This window comes from Streptomyces sp. TSRI0107 (genome assembly GCF_001905845.1).
GTDB lineage: Bacteria > Actinomycetota > Actinomycetes > Streptomycetales > Streptomycetaceae > Streptomyces.
The window spans coordinates 876530-892282 of record NZ_LIVZ01000001.1 but is presented as its reverse complement, the minus strand read 5'-3'; the positions used below and the strand labels follow the sequence as shown (position 1 = coordinate 892282).

Genomic DNA, 15753 nt, shown 5'->3' with positions numbered 1-15753 from the left:
GCGTTCTGACTGCGTCTGAAGGTCACCGGCAGCATCCGGGCGCACGGTCGCGCCCCGGACGCACCCCGCTAGAGCGGCGGTGGACAGCGCAGGCCGCGCGGCCGGGCCGTCGAACGATCCTCGAGCCGTCCTCCGTGGTTCCTGCGGACAGTGGCCGCGACCTCAAGTCGGACTTCCAGGAGGCGTACGTGACCACCCACCCGACCGTGCCGCGGAGCTCCTGGCTCGCGCTCGGTGCGGTCCTGCTCGCAGGATTCCTGCACACCTTCGACGTGACCGTGGTGAGCATCGCGGCACCGTCGATCCAGGACGGACTCGGCGCGTCCGACGCGGCCGTGCAGTGGCTGCTGGCCGGCTACAGCCTCGCCTTCGCGCTGCTGCTGGTGACCGCCGGCCGGCTGGGCGACGCGTACGGGCGCCGCCCCCTGGTGCTGTGGGGCATCGTCGCGTTCACCCTGGCGTCGGCGCTGTGCGCGGCCGCGCCGAACGCCGGGGTGCTCGTCGCCGCGCGTGTGCTCCAGGGGCTGTCGGCGGCCCTGCTGGCCCCGCAGATCGCCCCGGTGATCATCCTGTTGTTCCCCAAGGAGCGGCGCGGCCCGGCGTTCGGGGTGCAGGCCGCCGTGATCGCCGCCGCCACCTGCGGCGGGCCCGTGCTCGGCGGGCTGCTCGCCCACGCCGACCTGTTCGGCCTCGGCTGGCGTGCCGTGTTCCTCGTCAACCTGCCCGTGGGCGCGGTCGCCCTGGTGCTCGCCGCGCGCTGGCTGCCCGCCGAGCGGGCGCAGCGGGCACCCCGCCTGGACCTGGTCGGTGTGGCCGTGGCCACCGCCGGCCTGTTGCTGCTGCTGGTCCCGCTCGTGCAGGGCCGCGAGACCGGTCACCCGCTGCTGCTGATGCCGGTGGCCCTGGTCGGCGTGGGGGTGCTCGCGCTGCTGGCGCCGTTGCAGCGCCGGGCCGAACGCGCCGGACGCACCCCGCTGCTCGCGCCGGGCCTCTTCCGCGGGCGGGCCTTCCCGGCCGGCGCCGCGGTGAACTTCCTGGTGCTGGGCGCGGTGGCCTCGTTCTTCCTGGTCTACGTCGTCCATCTGCAGGACGGCCTCGGCTACAGCGCGAAGGAGGCGGGGTTCACCCTGCTGCCCTTCGCCCTGTCGGCGGCGGTCGCCTCGGGCGCGTCGGTGCCGCTGACCGGACGTCTGGGGCGCCCCATGCTGGAGTGCGGCGCGCTGCTGATGGCCGTGGGCACCACCGTCCTGCTCTGGCAGAGCGTGGACCGCGGCCTGGACCTGCGCCCGCTGCACATCCTGCCCGGCCTGGTGCTGTGCGGGGCGGGGATGGGCCTGCTGAGCCCCCCGCTGTACAACATCACGCTCTCCGCGATGCCCCACGGCGGCATCGGTTCGGCGAGCGGGGTGTTCTCCACGTTCGGCCAGATCGGCAACGCGTTCGGAGTCGCCCTGGTGGGCTCGGTGTTCTACGGCCTGGCGGCCGGCGCGACGGACTCCGTCCGGGCGGTGGGCTGGGCCCTCGGCTGCCAGCTCGTGATGTACGTCCTGGCGCTGGGCCTCCTGCGCTTCGGCCTGCCCCGGCCGGCCCGGCCCGCCGAGACCCCCGTCCCCCGGACGCCGGTACGCGAGCATCAGCCGCACTGAGCCCGCGGCTCCCGCCGCCCCCGGTCGTCGTCTTCGGCCGGGGGCGAAGCGCTGGGTTCGGACCGGCTGCGGGGTGCGGGTCGTGTGTGGCTGGTCGCGCAGTTCCCCGCGCCCCTTTCAGGCCGGGCCAGTGGGCCCACCTCAAGGGGCGCGGGGAACTGCGCGAACGCCCCCCACCGGCCCGCAGCCGCATCACACGCACACCCCCTACGGCGCTCCCCGCACGGCGAAGGGCGCCACCGCGAAGGATGTCCCTCGCGGCGGCGCCCTTCGGGGCCCGGCGTCAGGCCGGGGCGATCTCGCGGATCACCTCGGTGACGTGCATCGCCCCGCCCCTGCGGTACGGTTTCAGCTTCAGCCGGTGCGCCAGGTGCCGCTCGCTCACCTCGAAGGCGCGGAAGCGGTCCTCGGACGTCCAGTCGCTGAGCACCCAGTACACGCCCTCCTCCTCGGTGTCCCGCACCAGCGTCTGACCGAGGTTGTCCGGCTCCCGGGAGATCGACTCCCCCACCTCCCGCCACGTCCGTTCGAAGTCCATGGCCATCTCCGGGAAGACCTCCATGCGGAGGATCACCCTGTGCGTCACCGTCGTCCGTCCCTTCCCTCGTCGGTCGTCGCCGCGTTCGTGCCGTCCCGCCCGAGCAGCCGCGTCACGACCGCGCGCAGCGTGTTGCGGGCGAAGACCGGCGCGTCCGCGCAGCGCCAGGCGACGACCCCGTCGGGCCGTACCAGCACCGCGCCCTGCGCCGTCACGCCGTACCGCTCCGGCCAGCGGTCCTCGACATCGGTCAGCTCCGCGCCGATGCCGTACACCTCCAGCGGCACCCCCAGTTCGTGGGAGACCGCCGGGGCCGCCTCCCGCCAGGCCCGGTTGTCGGGCCCGGTGAGCAGCACCGGGCGGGAGCCGAACAGGTCCAGCACGGACAGTTCGGCGCCGCCCCGGCGCAGCCGCAGGTGCGGGGCCCGGCTGCCGGGCCGTCCGTCGTTCTCCGCGGACCAGACGCCGTAGCCGGGCAGGACGCCCTCGTCCCAGGCGGTCACGGCCGAGGAGCGGTACCGCCAGGACAGCCAGACGAGGGGGTCCTCGACGATGCCCGGATGCGCCGGCTGCCGCTCCCCGGGCTCGTCGGCGAGCCGCGGCCGGTCCTGGGAGCGCAGGACGGCCTGCTCGACGGTGGCCACGCTGATCGGCCGGCGTTCCTCGTCGTAGCTGTCGAGCAGTTCAGGACCGGCCCAGCCGTCGAGGACGGCGGCGAGCTTCCAGGCCAGGTTGTGCGCGTCCTGGATGCCGGTGCTGGAGCCGAAGCCGCCGCTGGGCGGCATGACGTGCGCGGCGTCCCCGACCAGGAAGACCCGTCCGTCGCGGAAGCGCTCCGCGGTGCGGGCGGCGCCCTCCCAGGGGGAGACGGACAGGATCCGGGGGCTGAGGTCCGGTACGCCGGCGGCGGCCCGGACGAGTTCGGCGCACCGCTCCTCGGTGTACGACTCCAGGTCGGTCACGGCGGGGTCGCAGGCGATGTGCAGCAGCCAGTCGGTGGCGTTGTCCAGCGGCATCAGGGCGCCGCGCACCTGCTCGTTGAACGTGTAGCACATCAGGAACCGGCGGCCGGCGAGCTGCTCGGTGAGGTCGGCCCGGAAGTGCACGTTGACGTAGTGGCCGAGTGCCTCTCCCTCGAAGGGGATGCCGAGCGAGTCCCGGATCCCGCTGTGCGCGCCGTCCGCGGCGACGAGGTAGCGGGCCTTGACGGTCCGCTCGGCGCCGGTGACGCGGTCCCTGACTCGGGCGGTGATCTCCTCGTCGGCGGGGCCGTCCTGGGTGAAGGAGAGCAGCTCGCTGTGGAAGCGCAGGGCGACGCCGAGCCGTTCGGCCCGGCCCCGCAGCACGTCCTCCAGTTCGCCCTGGTGGCACAGACACCAGCCGGTCGGGGACAGCGTGCCGACGTCGGCGCCGACGTCCATGACGTACTTCTCGTCGAGGGCGCCGAGTTCGGGTCCGGCCAGCGAACGGGCCGCGATGACGCCGGAGTTGCGGGCGAGGGTCCGGGCCGAGGGCATGGCCCGGATCTCGTCCTCGACGCCGGCGGCCCGCATCAGCTCCATGGCCCGCGGATGGACGCCGCGGGCGCGGGGGTGGCCGGAGAGCTCGGGCTGCCGCTCGATCAGCAGGCAGTCCACGCCCTGCTGGGCGAGGAACACGGCGGCCGAGAGTCCTGCGAGCCCCCCGCCGACCACCAGGACGTCGGTGTTCCGGAGCGTGCTCCGGGTGGTACTGAGCATGTCACCCTCCTTGCTCGGGCCGGTGTTCGACCAGGACGGAGGCGTCCTTGTCCCCGTCACCGGCGGCCAGTACCTGGGCGAACCGCTCCCGCACCGCGCCCAGGACGGGCATGACGGTGCCGAGCTCGGCGGCCGCCTCCATCGCGATCCGGATGTCCTTCTCCATCAGCTCGGAGCGGAAGAAGGCCGGCTCGTAGGTGCGCTTGAGCATCAGTTCGGCGCGGAACCGCATCACCAGGGAGCTGAAGCCGCTGCCCGAGACGACGCCGATCAGCTGGTCGCGGTCCAGGCCGGCCGCGGTGCCGTAGTCGACGGCCTCGGCGAGGGCGGCGACCTGCGCGCCGAGCAGCAGGTTGAGGATCAGCTTCATGCTGGCGGCGGTGCCGGGGGCGCCCAGGTGGACGACCTCGCTGCCGATGGCCTCCAGGACGGGCCGCGCCTCGTAGAGGTCCTCGGTGGTCCCGGAGACGAACACCCGCAGCTCGCCCTTGCGGGCCTGGAGCGGGTTGCCGACGACACAGGCCTCGACCCGGCGCAGGCCCTTGGCGGCCAGCCGGGCGGCGGCCTCGCGGGCGTAGCCGGGGGACACCGTGGAGGTGTCCACGATGACCGTGCCGGGGGCCAGGACCGGGACGACCCGGCCGAACAGGATCTCCTCGACGGCCGCTTCGTCGCTCAGGCTGAGCATGACGAGCTGGTGCCCGGCCGCCGCCCGCTCCGGGGCGTCGGCGAGCCGTGCGCCGGCCTCGACGAGCGGGGCGGCCTTGGCCGCGGTCCGGTTGAAGACGGTCAGGGTGTGCCCGGTGTCCAGCAGCCGCCGGGCCATGCCGCCGCCCATGTTGCCGAGGCCGATGAACGCCAACTGGCGGTCTGTCATGGTGGTTTACTCCTCGTACGTCGCTAAGCCTCAGGAACTCGTCTCGCGCCGGGCGCGCTTGTCTCAGTACGCCGCGTCGACCTCGTAGACGGCGAAGGGGGCGCCGCCGCGGTCGTCGCGGAACGGCCGCAGCGGCGCGGTGTCCTGGCGGTGGTCCGGGCCGGCCTCCCAGGCCCGGAACGCCGCCAGCGACTCCCAGCGGCTCAGCACGGCGAGCGCGGTGGGGTCGTGGGGGCTGCGCAGCAGCTCGTTGCCGAGCATGCCGGGCGCCCCCGCGAGCCGTTCGCTCACCTCGTGGTACGCGGCCCGGACCGCGGCGAGCTGTTCCTCGTCGTACGCGGCCTGGTACACCACGACCCGGACCTCGCCGCCGCCCGCGCCGCCCTCACCGGGCATCGGCGGCCGCCCTGCCCTCGATGCCGTGCAGCACCTCCATGACGTGGAAGGTGCCGCCCTTGCGGAACGGGTGGAGGGTCGCCCGGTGCTCCAGGTGGGCCGGGCTGTCCTCGAACTCGCGGAAGCGGGGCTCGTCCACCCAGTCGCTGACGATGACGTAGGTGCTGCCGGGGCCGTCCTCGCGGGACAGCGACTGCCCCAGGTTGGCGGGGTGGCCGGTGACCGCCTCGGTGCCCTCCAGCCAGGCCTTCTCGAAGTCGGCCTCCCTGCCCGGCTCGATCTCCATGCGCAGCATCACCCGGAAGGCCATCAGGAGATCCCCCCGTCGACGCCGATGGTGTTGCCGGTGACGTACCGGGACAGGTCGCTGGCCAGCCACAGGATCGCGCCGGCGACCTCGTCGGGGGTGCCGAGGCGGCCCAGGGCGGTCTTGGCGCCGTACCGCTCGGCCATCAGGCGCTGCTGCTCCTCGGGCATGGCGTGGAAGTTCTCGGTCTCGATGACGCCGAGCGCGACCACGTTGAAGCGGATGCCCTTGGGGCCGAACTCCTTGGCCAGGGAGCGGTTCAGGCCGACCAGGGCGGCCTTGGTGGTGGTGTAGTGGGCGCGCAGCGGTATGCCGGCCTCGACGGCGCGGGAGCCGATCGACACCACCGAGGAGCCCTCGCCGAGCAGCGGCAGCGCGTGCTGGATGACGAGGTGGGCGCCGGTGACGTTGGTGGCGAGGATGCGCTGCCACTCCTCGAGCGGCAGCTCGGCGTACGGGATGTGGCTGATCGCGCCCGCGTTGTTGACGAGCAGGTCGAGGCGGTCGCCGTGCAGCTCGCGGACCTTGGTCAGCAGCGCGGCGATCTCCTCCGGCTGGGACAGGTCGGCGCGCACCACGTGGTGGTCGCCGCCGGTCTCCTTCAGTTCCCGCTCCAGGGAGGCGACGTACTCGCTGTCGCGCTGGTAGCAGGTGACGACGTCGACGCCGGCGCGGGCGAGCGCCAGCACGACGCCGCGGCCGACACCTCGGGTGCCGCCCGTGACCAGGGCTTTCTTGCCCTTGAGGCCGAGATCCATGGGATACCTCCGTAGCACGTTCACAGGGTCGGAGCAGGTCAGAGCAGGAAGCCGAGCGCGGCGCAGTTGGCGACGAGCGCCGTGATGGTGAGCACGCTGCGGCGCTGGTTCCACGCGCCCCACTCGCGGCGCGGGTCCCGGAAGTCCTTCGGCAGGTTCTCCGGGTCGATGGTCCGCATCCACCGGTTGACCGGCGCGTTCTTGGTCACCGAGATCAGGGCGGTGGCCAGGGCGAGCACCCCGGCGACCGCGAACAGGGTGCGCGCCGCGGTGCCGGCCGCGCCGGCCGCCAGCACCACGTCGAGGACGACGGTGGCGAGCAGGCAGATCGGCATCGCCGGGTCGTAGCGCTGCCCGAAGAACGCGTGGGCGTGCACATAGCGGTCGGTGGGCAGCGACGCGAGATAGGGGAAGCCGCCGAGCTGGGTGCCGAAGAGGACCCCGGCGGCCAGGCCGTTGCAGAGCAGGAGCAGGGGGGCGAGTAGGTTCAGCACCGGTGCTCCTCAGCGGGTGAGCACGCGTGCCGCGGCCTCGACCCGCTCCTTGATGAGCGCCATCTGCACCTTGGTGTTGATGTTGAGGTGCTCGGTCATCGCGTCGTCGGTGGCGGGCGCCTCGGGCTTCATGTGGAAGTCCTGGACCCAGCGCATGCGCACCCCGCCGCCGGGCTCCTCGGTGTACTCCCAGTAGATGTTCATGAACTCGAAGGGGCCGGTCTCGACGCGCTCGGCGCGCACCGTGCGGGTGGCCGGGTCACCGGTCCGCCTGGAGACCCAGCTCCAGACGTTGCCGTCCTCGTCCGGGTGCATGGTGAGCCGGAAGACGACGGTGTCGCCGTCCCGCTCCAGCACCTCGGCGGAGGCGTACTCGCTGAACAGGTTGGGCCAGTTGGGGACGTCGTTCGTCAGGTCCCAGACGACGTCCATGGGCGCGTCGATGACGATGTGGTTGTCGGTGTGTCCAGCCATGACAACTCCTCGGTACGGAGGCTTTCGAAAAGCGGTGTCGGTCGGTTCAGCGGCCCAGCACCAGGGCCGAGGCGAAACCGCCGTGGCCGCGGGCCAGCACCAGCGCGTGCCGCAGCGGCAGCTCGCGCGGGGCGCCGGTGACCAGGTCGACGTCCAGGCCGGGGGCGACCTCGCGGATGTGGGCGGTGTGCGGGATCACGCCCTCGCGCAGCGCGAGCAGCGCGGTCGCCACGTCGAGCGGGGCGCCACCGCCGTACATCCGGCCGGTGAGGGTCTTCGGCGCGGTGACCGGGACGCCGTTCGGGCCGAAGACGGCGGCGATGGCCTCCGCCTCGTCCCGGTCGTCCTCCGGGACGCCGGAGGCGTCGGCGAAGACGACGTCGATGTCGGACGGGGTGAGTCCGGCGTCGGCGATGGCCTGTTCGGCGGTGCGGCGCAGGGCGCGCGGCCGGCCCGAGCCGGGGGCCGGGTCGAATCCGGCGGCGTAGCCGAGCACCCGGCCGTAGCCGGTGCCCGCGCCGCGCTCGGCGGCCTGCTCGGCGCTCTCCACGACGAGGATGGCGCCGCCCTCGCCGGGCAGGTGCCCGGAGGCCTCGGCGTCGAAGGGCAGGTAGGCGCGCTCCGGGTCCTGGACGGTGGACAGCCGGCCGGTGGTGAGCTGCGCGGTCAGGCCGTAGGGGCACAGCGAGGCGTCGGTGCCGCCGGTGACGACCAGCCGGGAGCCGCGGCGGACCAGCCGCCGGGCCTGGCCGATGGCGTCGAGTCCGCCGGCCTGCTCGCAGGCGAGCACCCCGCACGGGCCGCGCATCTTGTGCCGGATGGACAGCTGGCCGGTGGTGGCCGCGTAGAACCAGGCGATGGACTGGTAGGCGCCGACCCAGCTGGGGTCGTTCTGGTAGAGCGCCGTCATCTCCTTCTGCCCGAACTCCGTGCCACCGGAGGACGAGGAGGTCACGACGGCCATCTCGTACTCGGGGATGGCCGTGACGTCGGCGCCGGAGTCGGCCAGCGCGGCCTCCCCGGCGGCCAGCGCGAGATGCGTCCAGTGGTCGGTCTGCACGATCAGCCGGCCCGGCACGTTCTCGGTGGCGTCGAAGCCCGGCACCTGCCCGGCGTAACGCACCGGGTAGGGCGTCGGGTCGAAGCGCTCGATCCGTCCGATGGCCGACTTCCCGGCCAGCACCGAGGACCAGTGGGCCTCGACGCCGATACCGGTGGGCGCGCAGATCCCCAGTCCCGTGATGACGGGAGCGCTCGATGCGCTCATTCTCACTCCCCCCTCCCCGCGGCGGCGGCCGCGGTCCCGGGCCGGGCCAGCACCATCGCGCTCTGGAAGCCGCCGAAGCCGCTGCCGACGGAGAGCACCGCGTCCATGGCGTGCTCCCGCGCGGTGACCGGCACGTAGTCCAGGTCGCAGAGCGGGTCCTTGGTGGTCAGGTTGGCCGTGGGCGGCACCACCTGGCGGTCCAGCGCCAGGGCGCAGGCGGCCACCTCGATGGACCCGATCGCGCCGAGCGAGTGCCCGACCATCGACTTGATGGAGCTGACCGGGATGTCGTAGGCGTGCTGTCCGAGACTGCGCTTGAAGGCGGCGGTCTCGTGGCGGTCGTTCTGCTTGGTGCCGGAGCCGTGCGCGTTGATGTAGTCAATCGCGGTCGGGTCCAGCCGCGCCTGGTCCAGGGCGACGGTGATGGCCTCCGCCATCTCCCGGCCGTCCGGCTTCAGGCCGGTCATGTGGTACGCGTTGCTGCGGCCGGCGAACCCGGCGATCTCCGCGTAGATGCGGGCCCCGCGGGCGAGGGCGGCCTCGCGTTCCTCGACGACCATGACGGCGGCGCCCTCGCCGAGCACGAAGCCGTCCCGGTTGCCGTCGAAGGGGCGTGATGCGTGCTCCGGGTCGGAGTTGTTCGGGGTGGTCGCCTTGATCGCGTCGAAGCAGGCGGACGTGATGGGCGAGATGGGCGCGTCGGTGGCACCGGCGATCACGACGTCGGCGGAGCCCTCCTCGATGAGCTGCACCGCGTGCCCGACGGAGTCCAGGCCCGAGGTGCAGCCGGTGGAGACCAGCGCGACCGGCCCCTCGGCGCCGGTCTCCCAGGCGACCTCGACCGCCAGGGTGGACGGCACCATGTAGCCGTACAGGTGCGGTACGCCGTACTCGTGGTCGACGAGCCACTTGCGGCCGCTGTCGGAGAGGGTGACGTACTCCTCCTCCAGGCCGGTGGTGCAGCCGACCGCGCTGCCCAGGGAGACGCCGACCCGCTCGGGGGCGACGGCGGACAGCTCGAGACCGCTGTCCGCGACCGCCTCCCGGGCGGAGACCACGGCGAACTGCGCGGCGCGGTCCATCCGCCGGATCTGACGCGGGGTCAGTCCGGCGGCGGCCGGGTCGAAGTCCACCTCGGCGGCGACCTGCGAGCGGAACGCCGCCGGATCGAACAGGGAGATGCGCCGGGTGGCCGTACGGCCCTCGGACAGCGTCCGCCAGAAGGCCTCCCGGCCCACCCCGCCCGGCACGACCGCGCCGATGCCGGTGATGACGGCACGTCGGGTCACCGGGCACCGCCGACATCGGGGTTGGACTGCTCGGGGCGCTGGGCCGGCTCGGTGTCGACGTGGCCCAGCTCGGGGCGCGGCGCGAGCGGCGACAGGTGGAAGGCGCAGCGGGCGGTGGTCTCGCCGGTGTTGACGAGGCGGTGGCGGACGCCGATCGGCACGAGCAGCGAGTCGCCGGCGCCGAGGGCGAGGACGTCACGGCCGTCCAGCGTCATCTCCAGCGTGCCGTCGATGACGTGGATGAACTCCTCGGAGTACGGGTGGTAGTGCTCGGTCACCCAGTCGCCGGGCTCCAGGGTCATGACGCCGCCGAAGCCGGAGCCGCAGCCGACCGTCTTGGGGCTGAGGGTGACGCGGATGTCGCCGCCGCGCTTGGTGTTGGCCTCGACCTCGTCGGCGGCCACCTTCACGGTGCGGGTGATGGCGGTGGTCACTGGATCCGCCCTCCGTCCTTGGTCCAGATGTAGAAGGGCTCGGCCATCGCGTCCTTGGGCTCTTTCCAGTTCGGGTCGTAGGGCTCCACGCACTGGGCGAGCCGGGTGTTGATGTCGTCGTAGAGCGGGTGGCTGCGGGCCCGGTAGAGGTTGGCGTTGATGTCCTCGTCGGCCTCGACCAGGTGGAAGTAGAGGCCGTGGAACTTGAAGAGCGTGCGGCGGCTGACGCCGATCATGTGCGGCAGATCGGTGGAGTCGGAGTCCTCGAAGATCTTCGCGATGTCGTCCGTCTTGTCCGGCCGCAGCTTGGCGACGATCAGGGTGCGGTGCACGTCGTCCCTCCCATTCGGGTCGGTGTTCGGAAGGGAAGGTCGCACCGCGGTCTGGAGGGTGGCTCGAACTCCCCTCCAGTGAGGGGACCTCGAGCGGGGCCCTAGCCGGGCGGGCTGTGGTGGGCGGGGATCGTCCCCCGTCAGGCAAGAGGAGAGAGGGCACAGGCATGCCGTTCGCAGCCATCACGTACGACATCAAGCCGGGCTACGAGAAGGAACTCACCGAGATCTTCGGCAACTTCAGGCGGGTGCGCAGCAGCCGGGTCGACGACGCCTCGGGCGAGCAGGCCGGCACGATCCTGGCCACCGCGGTCTTCCTGCGCGACGACACCCTGGTCCGGGTCATCGAGTACACCGGCGACCTGGAGGCCGTCGCCCGCCACATGGCGTCCCAGCCGGGCGTGCAGGAGGTCGAGCGCAAGCTCAAGCCCTATCTGACCAAGCCGCGGAACACCGACACGGTGGAGGGCTTCGTGGCGACGTTCAAGCGCAGCCTGCTGACGACGGTGGCACAGATTTCGGCGAGGGACGTCCCGTCGCCGGCGTAAGGAGCGCGCCGGCGTCGGTGTCGGCAGGGGGGTGGGCTCGCAACCGGTGCCGGGCGACTGTGCCCACCCCAGGGGCGCGGGGCTGTATCTATGTGCGGCTCCGCCGCGTGGGCGCGACCAGCCACAAACCACCCGCACCCGGCAACGAACCTCCGCAGAACGCACGCCGAGGCCGCACCCCCCGGAAGGGAAGTGCGGCCTCCGTGTGCTGCCGTGGCGGTCAGATCGCCGTCAGCGCCGCGGCGTTCACCGCCAGGGCGACGACGGCCAGCACCGTGCGCAGATAGTGGTAACGGCGCCACAGCGGGCGGGGATCCTCCCAGTCCGCCGGGATGACCGCCGGGTCGGCGATGGCCTTGACGCGGCGGTTGATCGGCACGTTGCACAGGTGCGACACCCCGGACACCCCGAGCAGCAGCACCGCGCCAGCCGCGAACAGCGGCCGGGCGGCGCCGTCGGCCACCACCGCGAGCACCGCGTCGGCCAGCGTGCTGCTCAGCACGATGACCGGCATGGTGGGGTCCCAGTTCCGGCCGAGCAGCTTGTGCGCGTACACGTAGGTGCCGGTCTCCATCGCGAACAGCGCGGGCAGCACGCTCAGCGCGACGGCGAACAGCACTCCGGCGGTGACGCCGCTGCCCACCAGGGCAGCGACGCCCAGCACCTCGGTCATGACGCCGCGGCCCCCGCGGGGTGGGTGTCCACGGTCAGCTGCGCGACCCGCCGCATGGTGGCGTTGCGGAAGTACGCGGCGAACGCCTCCGGCGAGCTGGTGTCGCGCGGCTCCGCGAGGAACGGCTGCAGCCGGGCCTCCGCGGTGTGCACACCCTGCTGCGCGGCCATGTGCCGGCCGACGGCCGCGAAGTCGCCCTCGTAGTGGATGACCCGGACCACGACGTCGTCCTTGACGAACACCGCGGTGCCGAGCAGCCGGCCGGCCGGTGTCCCGCCTTCCCCCGCGAAGTCGGGGGTGTCGACCCGCTGGAACTCCTCGAAGATCTTCGCGACCTCGTCCTCGTGGCCGGGCTTGACCCGGTAGGTGATGGCTGCGTAGGGCATCAGATTCCTCCGTCGACTTCGATGGTGGTGCCGGTGACGTACGCGGCGGACTCCCCGGCGAGGAACAGCACCGCGCCCGTCACGTCCTCGGGCCGGCCGAGCCGTCCCAGTGCGGTGAGCGCGGCCAGCTTCTGGGCCACGGGCGGCGGCGGTCCGCCGTCCGGCTCGGTCTGCGTCACGCCCGGGGCGACCAGGTTGACCCGGATGCCGCGCGGCCCGAGTTCCTTGGCGAGCGCCCGGGTGAACCCGATCAATGCGGCCTTGGAGGCGCTGTAGTGGACGCCGAACGGGCGGCCCCGCAGCGCCACGGAGGCGCCGATGCTGATCACCGAGGCCCCCTCGGCCAGCGCGCCCAGCAGCGCGTGCGTGACCAAGTAGACGGACGTGGTGTTGTGGTCCGTGACCCGGTGCCACTCGGCGTCGGTCAGCTCCGCGAAGGGCTTGTGCCCGTCGACGCCGAGGTTGTTGACCAGGACGTCGAGGCCGCCCGCGCCGAACCGGCCGACGACGGCCCGGGCGAGCGTCTCGGCGCCCTCCCGGGTGGTCAGGTCGGCCCGCACGGTCTCGTGGTCGGCGCCCAGCTCGTCCAGTTCGGCGGCCAGGGACTTCGCCGCCGCGTCGTCATGGCCGTAGGAGACGACGAGCCGGGCACCGGCCCGGGCGAAGGCGAGTGCCGTCGCCCGGCCGATGCCCTTGGTCCCGCCGGTGACGACCACCCGCCGTGCCACGGCGGAAGCGGCGGAAGAGGTCACCGGACCGCCCCGGCGCGCGGCGCGACGCTGATCATCTGCAGCAGCATCCGCGGGGTCTCGGCGTCACCGACGGCGTCGTCGTCCAGCACGATGCCGTACTTGCGGTTGATCACGCTGGTGACCTGGAGCAGGGCGAGGGAGTCGTAGCCGAACTCCAGGAACGGGGTGTCGAGGGCCTCCTCTCCCTCCAGTGCCATGCCCTCCTCCGGGGCACCGACGCACTCGAGCAGCAGCTCTCCGAGTTCGGACAGGGTCATGTCGCTCACGATGCTTCCTCTCGCTTCCTTGACGGGTCAGTTGGCCCTCGCCAGTTGCGGGCCCGCGACGGTTGCCGCGGTGTCCAGGTCGAGCTGCGGCGAGGAGTCGAGCACCGCCCGGTGCAGATGCTCAACGCTGGGTGAGGGATCGAGCCCGAGGCTCTGGTTCAGGCAGCGGCGCAGCTGCCGGTAGACGGCCAGGGCGTCGCTGCGGCGCCCCACCCGGTACAGCGCGAGCATCAGCTGCTCGTGCACCGCCTCGTGCAGCGGATGGCGGGCGGCGAGCCCGGAGAGCTCGCCGATGAGTTCATGGTGGCGGCCCAGCCTCAGGTCTGCCTCGATCCGGCGCTGAAGGACGCTCATCCGCGACTCGTCGAGCCGGGTGGCCTCCACCTCCAGCAGCGGTCCGCACTGGACGTCGGCGAGCGCCCGGCCGTGCCACAGCGACAGCGCCCGGCCGAAGAACGAGGAGGCGTCCGTCCAGTCGCCCCGGTCCAGGGCCCGGTGCCCGGCCGACGACAGCGCGTCGAACTCGTGGGCGTCGAGCAGCCCCCCGTGGATGTCGAGGCGGTAGCCGCCGGGCTCGGTGACCAGGACGCTCTTGGCCCCGTGCGGGAGGCCGTCGCCGGCGCCTTCCTGGCCGAGCGCGGCGGCGATGGCGTTGCGGATCTGGAGTATGTACGTCTGCAGGGTGGTCTGGACGCTGCGTGGGGGGCTCTCCCCCCACACCTCCTCCACCAGCGAGGCCACCGACACGACCTCGCCCGCCTGGAGGGCGAGCAGTGCGAACACCTTGCGCGGCTTGACGGCGGTGAGACGCACGGGCACCCCGGTCAGGGTGGCCCGGAACGGGCCGAGCACGCTGATTTCCATGCGTGGATCTCCTTCGGTTTACGTGGGTCGGCCGGCCTGGTGGGGCGCCGCGCCGGGTCGCGCCGCCTCGGGTCCTGTCGCCTCGGACCGCAGGGCCTCCCCCACCGCGCGGGGCACGTCCCGGCCCCGTACGAAGAAGTGCGCGCCCTGGACGGTCCGGAACCGGAAACGGGTGGCGGTGCAGTGCTTCCAGGCGTGCACCTCGGTCGCGGAGACCAGCGGGTCGTCGTCGCCCGCGAAGGCGTCGAGGGGGCACGGCAGTGGGGTCACGGGCACGGAGCGCAGGCTCTGCGCGAGACGCAGGTCGGCCCGCAGGGTGGCGAGGGTGGCTCCGAGCCAGCCGGCCCGGCTGCGCAGCGGGGCGGGAATGCTGTCCTGGCCGCCCAGCGCCAGGATCAGCTCCTCGTCGGGGAGTTCGGGGCGGAGCAGGTTCTTCACCAGCGGCGCCGGGAGCTGCGGTGCCGCGCACGCGGCGACCGTCAGCAGCTCCGGCGGCCGCTGTCCGGCGCGCGCCCGGTGCTGGGCGAGCCGGTAGGCGACCAGCGCCCCGAGGCTGTGCCCGTAGAACGCGTGCGGCTCGTCCAGCAGGGTTCCGAGATCGCGCTGGAGTTCCTCGACCAGCCGGGCGCCGTCCGTGAGCCGTTCCTCCCCGCGCCGGGTCTCCCGGCCGGGCAGCCGCACCGGCAGGACGGACACTCCCGGGCCGACGCGCCGCTGCCACCCGGCGAAGGTCAGGGCGCCCCCGCCGGCGTGGTGGAAGCAGAACAGCCGGATCCCGTCCCCGCCGGGCTTCGGCCGGACCGCCAGATAGCGATGCACCCGGGCCCCCCTTCGTCGCCGCATCGTTTCGCCGCACCTTTTCGGTCAGATGCGCGATCCGAGCGTCACCGCAGGGGCTCGGTCACCGCTCAACTTGCGCTGGAGCGCGGATCGGAGAGCACCGGCAGCAGCGGCAGCACAGCGCCGGTCTCCTGCCGGTCGCCGAACCCGGGGTCGTAGACGGCGGCACTGACCGTGTAGGCGTCGTCCACCAGCCAACTGTGGAACGACCACTCCTCGCCGGTGCCCGGTGTGCCGTCGGGCCGCAGCATGCGCACCCCCGCGTCCCGCGTGCCGAAGCCGAACTCGGTGAAGCGGAACCGCAGCCCCTGGCCGATCGCCTTGCTGTAGGCCTCCTTCAGCGTCCACAGCCGCACCAGCTCACGGTTGCGCCGCTCCTCGGGCACCCGCTGCAACTCCTCCAGCTCGTACGGGGTGCACGCCTTGAGCTCGGTACCCAGCTCCAGCATCCGGCGGTCCGCCGGCTCGGTGTCCACACCGATCCGCCCGAACCGGGTCAGCCCCACCACCAGCAGCCCCTCCGTGTGGCTCAGCCCGACGTCCAGCTGGTCGATCCCCCGCAGATACGGCCGCCCGCCCGGCTTGTACGCCAGCTCCAGCTCCCGCGGCAGCGCCCCGAGCACGGCACTCGCCGCGGACTTCAGCAGCAGCCGGGAGGCGACGAACCGGTCCCGGTTCCGCGAGGCGGGCATCCGCACCAGCCTCAGATGATCCGGCCCGAGGTCGTCGACGAGCCCCGGTGAGTCCAGGTCGGGGGGCAGCCAGTCGTCGACGGCGGCGTACACGACACAGGTCCCTTCGTCCGCCATGGCCCGGCGAACGGCTTGCCACGAATGCGAGGGTCCGAGGTGCCGCAACGGCCGCATCATTTCC

Annotated in this window: 21 protein-coding genes; 2 read left to right on the top strand and 19 right to left on the bottom strand. The window is 73.0% G+C overall.

Going from position 1 to position 15753, the window contains the following annotated elements; translation table 11 throughout:
- The first annotated feature begins 188 nt into the window (after nucleotides 1–188).
- Nucleotides 189–1646, top strand: coding sequence for an MFS transporter (locus tag AMK31_RS04045; RefSeq protein ID WP_073938991.1), 1458 nt, complete (start codon nucleotides 189–191; stop codon nucleotides 1644–1646).
- A 283-nt stretch (nucleotides 1647–1929) separates the two neighbouring features.
- Here the strand turns inward: AMK31_RS04045 and AMK31_RS04040 are convergent, their stop codons facing one another.
- The 12 genes from AMK31_RS04040 to AMK31_RS03985 form a co-directional block, all read right to left on the bottom strand.
- Nucleotides 1930–2232, bottom strand: coding sequence for an antibiotic biosynthesis monooxygenase family protein (locus AMK31_RS04040; RefSeq protein ID WP_241842519.1), 303 nt, complete (start codon nucleotides 2230–2232; stop codon nucleotides 1930–1932).
- Complete coding sequence (locus AMK31_RS04035; protein WP_073938889.1) at nucleotides 2229–3923, bottom strand: FAD-dependent oxidoreductase; 1695 nt, start codon at nucleotides 3921–3923, stop codon at nucleotides 2229–2231. The genes AMK31_RS04040 and AMK31_RS04035 overlap by 4 nt, the downstream gene beginning before the upstream one ends.
- A 1-nt stretch (nucleotide 3924) precedes the next feature.
- The gene (locus AMK31_RS04030) at nucleotides 3925–4800 is read right to left on the bottom strand and encodes an NAD(P)-dependent oxidoreductase (RefSeq protein ID WP_073938888.1); all 876 of its coding nucleotides are present in this window, start codon (nucleotides 4798–4800) and stop codon (nucleotides 3925–3927) included.
- A gap of 63 nt (nucleotides 4801–4863) precedes the next feature.
- On the bottom strand, nucleotides 4864–5196 hold the full coding sequence (locus AMK31_RS04025) for an antibiotic biosynthesis monooxygenase family protein (RefSeq protein ID WP_073938887.1): 333 nt from the start codon (nucleotides 5194–5196) through the stop codon (nucleotides 4864–4866).
- On the bottom strand, nucleotides 5186–5506 hold the full coding sequence (locus AMK31_RS04020; RefSeq protein ID WP_073938886.1) for an antibiotic biosynthesis monooxygenase family protein: 321 nt from the start codon (nucleotides 5504–5506) through the stop codon (nucleotides 5186–5188). Before AMK31_RS04020 ends, AMK31_RS04025 begins: the two co-directional genes overlap by 11 nt.
- Nucleotides 5506–6261, bottom strand: a complete 756-nt coding sequence (locus AMK31_RS04015; protein WP_073938885.1) for an SDR family NAD(P)-dependent oxidoreductase — start codon at nucleotides 6259–6261, stop codon at nucleotides 5506–5508. The genes AMK31_RS04020 and AMK31_RS04015 overlap by 1 nt, the downstream gene beginning before the upstream one ends.
- Before the next feature lie 38 nt (nucleotides 6262–6299).
- A complete protein-coding gene (locus tag AMK31_RS04010) occupies nucleotides 6300–6755 on the bottom strand; it encodes an anthrone oxygenase family protein (RefSeq protein WP_073938884.1) in 456 nt (151 codons plus the stop codon).
- Nucleotides 6756–6764: 9 nt separating this feature from the next.
- Nucleotides 6765–7229 (bottom strand): SRPBCC family protein, encoded by a 465-nt coding sequence (locus AMK31_RS04005; RefSeq protein ID WP_073938883.1) that lies wholly within the window; start codon nucleotides 7227–7229, stop codon nucleotides 6765–6767.
- A 46-nt stretch (nucleotides 7230–7275) separates the two neighbouring features.
- Nucleotides 7276–8496: a ketosynthase chain-length factor gene (locus AMK31_RS04000; RefSeq protein ID WP_073938882.1), complete on the bottom strand. Its 1221-nt coding sequence runs from the start codon at nucleotides 8494–8496 to the stop codon at nucleotides 7276–7278.
- 2 nt (nucleotides 8497–8498) lie between these two features.
- Entirely contained in the window at nucleotides 8499–9785 is a 1287-nt protein-coding gene (locus AMK31_RS03995; protein ID WP_073938881.1) for a beta-ketoacyl-[acyl-carrier-protein] synthase family protein, read from the bottom strand.
- A complete protein-coding gene (locus AMK31_RS03990; RefSeq protein ID WP_073938880.1) occupies nucleotides 9782–10219 on the bottom strand; it encodes a cupin domain-containing protein in 438 nt (145 codons plus the stop codon). Before AMK31_RS03990 ends, AMK31_RS03995 begins: the two co-directional genes overlap by 4 nt.
- A complete protein-coding gene (locus AMK31_RS03985) occupies nucleotides 10216–10551 on the bottom strand; it encodes a TcmI family type II polyketide cyclase (RefSeq protein ID WP_073938879.1) in 336 nt (111 codons plus the stop codon). The genes AMK31_RS03990 and AMK31_RS03985 overlap by 4 nt, the downstream gene beginning before the upstream one ends.
- Nucleotides 10552–10718: 167 nt before the next feature.
- Here AMK31_RS03985 and AMK31_RS03980 point away from each other — a divergent pair, with 167 nt between their 5' ends.
- Nucleotides 10719–11099 (top strand): SchA/CurD-like domain-containing protein, encoded by a 381-nt coding sequence (locus AMK31_RS03980; RefSeq protein WP_073938878.1) that lies wholly within the window; start codon nucleotides 10719–10721, stop codon nucleotides 11097–11099.
- Between the two features lie 220 nt (nucleotides 11100–11319).
- Here AMK31_RS03980 and AMK31_RS03975 read toward each other — a convergent pair whose 3' ends face one another.
- From AMK31_RS03975 to AMK31_RS03945, 7 genes are all read right to left on the bottom strand, one after another.
- The gene (locus AMK31_RS03975; protein WP_073938877.1) at nucleotides 11320–11772 is read right to left on the bottom strand and encodes an anthrone oxygenase family protein; all 453 of its coding nucleotides are present in this window, start codon (nucleotides 11770–11772) and stop codon (nucleotides 11320–11322) included.
- Complete coding sequence (locus AMK31_RS03970; RefSeq protein ID WP_073938876.1) at nucleotides 11769–12158, bottom strand: SchA/CurD-like domain-containing protein; 390 nt, start codon at nucleotides 12156–12158, stop codon at nucleotides 11769–11771. Before AMK31_RS03970 ends, AMK31_RS03975 begins: the two co-directional genes overlap by 4 nt.
- Nucleotides 12158–12910, bottom strand: a complete 753-nt coding sequence (locus tag AMK31_RS03965; protein ID WP_241842518.1) for an SDR family NAD(P)-dependent oxidoreductase — start codon at nucleotides 12908–12910, stop codon at nucleotides 12158–12160. The genes AMK31_RS03970 and AMK31_RS03965 overlap by 1 nt, the downstream gene beginning before the upstream one ends.
- On the bottom strand, nucleotides 12907–13167 hold the full coding sequence (locus AMK31_RS03960) for an acyl carrier protein (protein ID WP_073938875.1): 261 nt from the start codon (nucleotides 13165–13167) through the stop codon (nucleotides 12907–12909). Before AMK31_RS03960 ends, AMK31_RS03965 begins: the two co-directional genes overlap by 4 nt.
- Nucleotides 13168–13203: 36 nt before the next feature.
- Nucleotides 13204–14040, bottom strand: coding sequence for an AfsR/SARP family transcriptional regulator (locus AMK31_RS03955; RefSeq protein ID WP_073938874.1), 837 nt, complete (start codon nucleotides 14038–14040; stop codon nucleotides 13204–13206).
- A gap of 18 nt (nucleotides 14041–14058) precedes the next feature.
- Entirely contained in the window at nucleotides 14059–14859 is an 801-nt protein-coding gene (locus AMK31_RS03950; RefSeq protein WP_158074514.1) for a thioesterase II family protein, read from the bottom strand.
- A gap of 89 nt (nucleotides 14860–14948) precedes the next feature.
- A complete protein-coding gene (locus AMK31_RS03945; RefSeq protein ID WP_241842517.1) occupies nucleotides 14949–15689 on the bottom strand; it encodes a 4'-phosphopantetheinyl transferase family protein in 741 nt (246 codons plus the stop codon).
- Nucleotides 15690–15753: the final 64 nt, after the last annotated feature.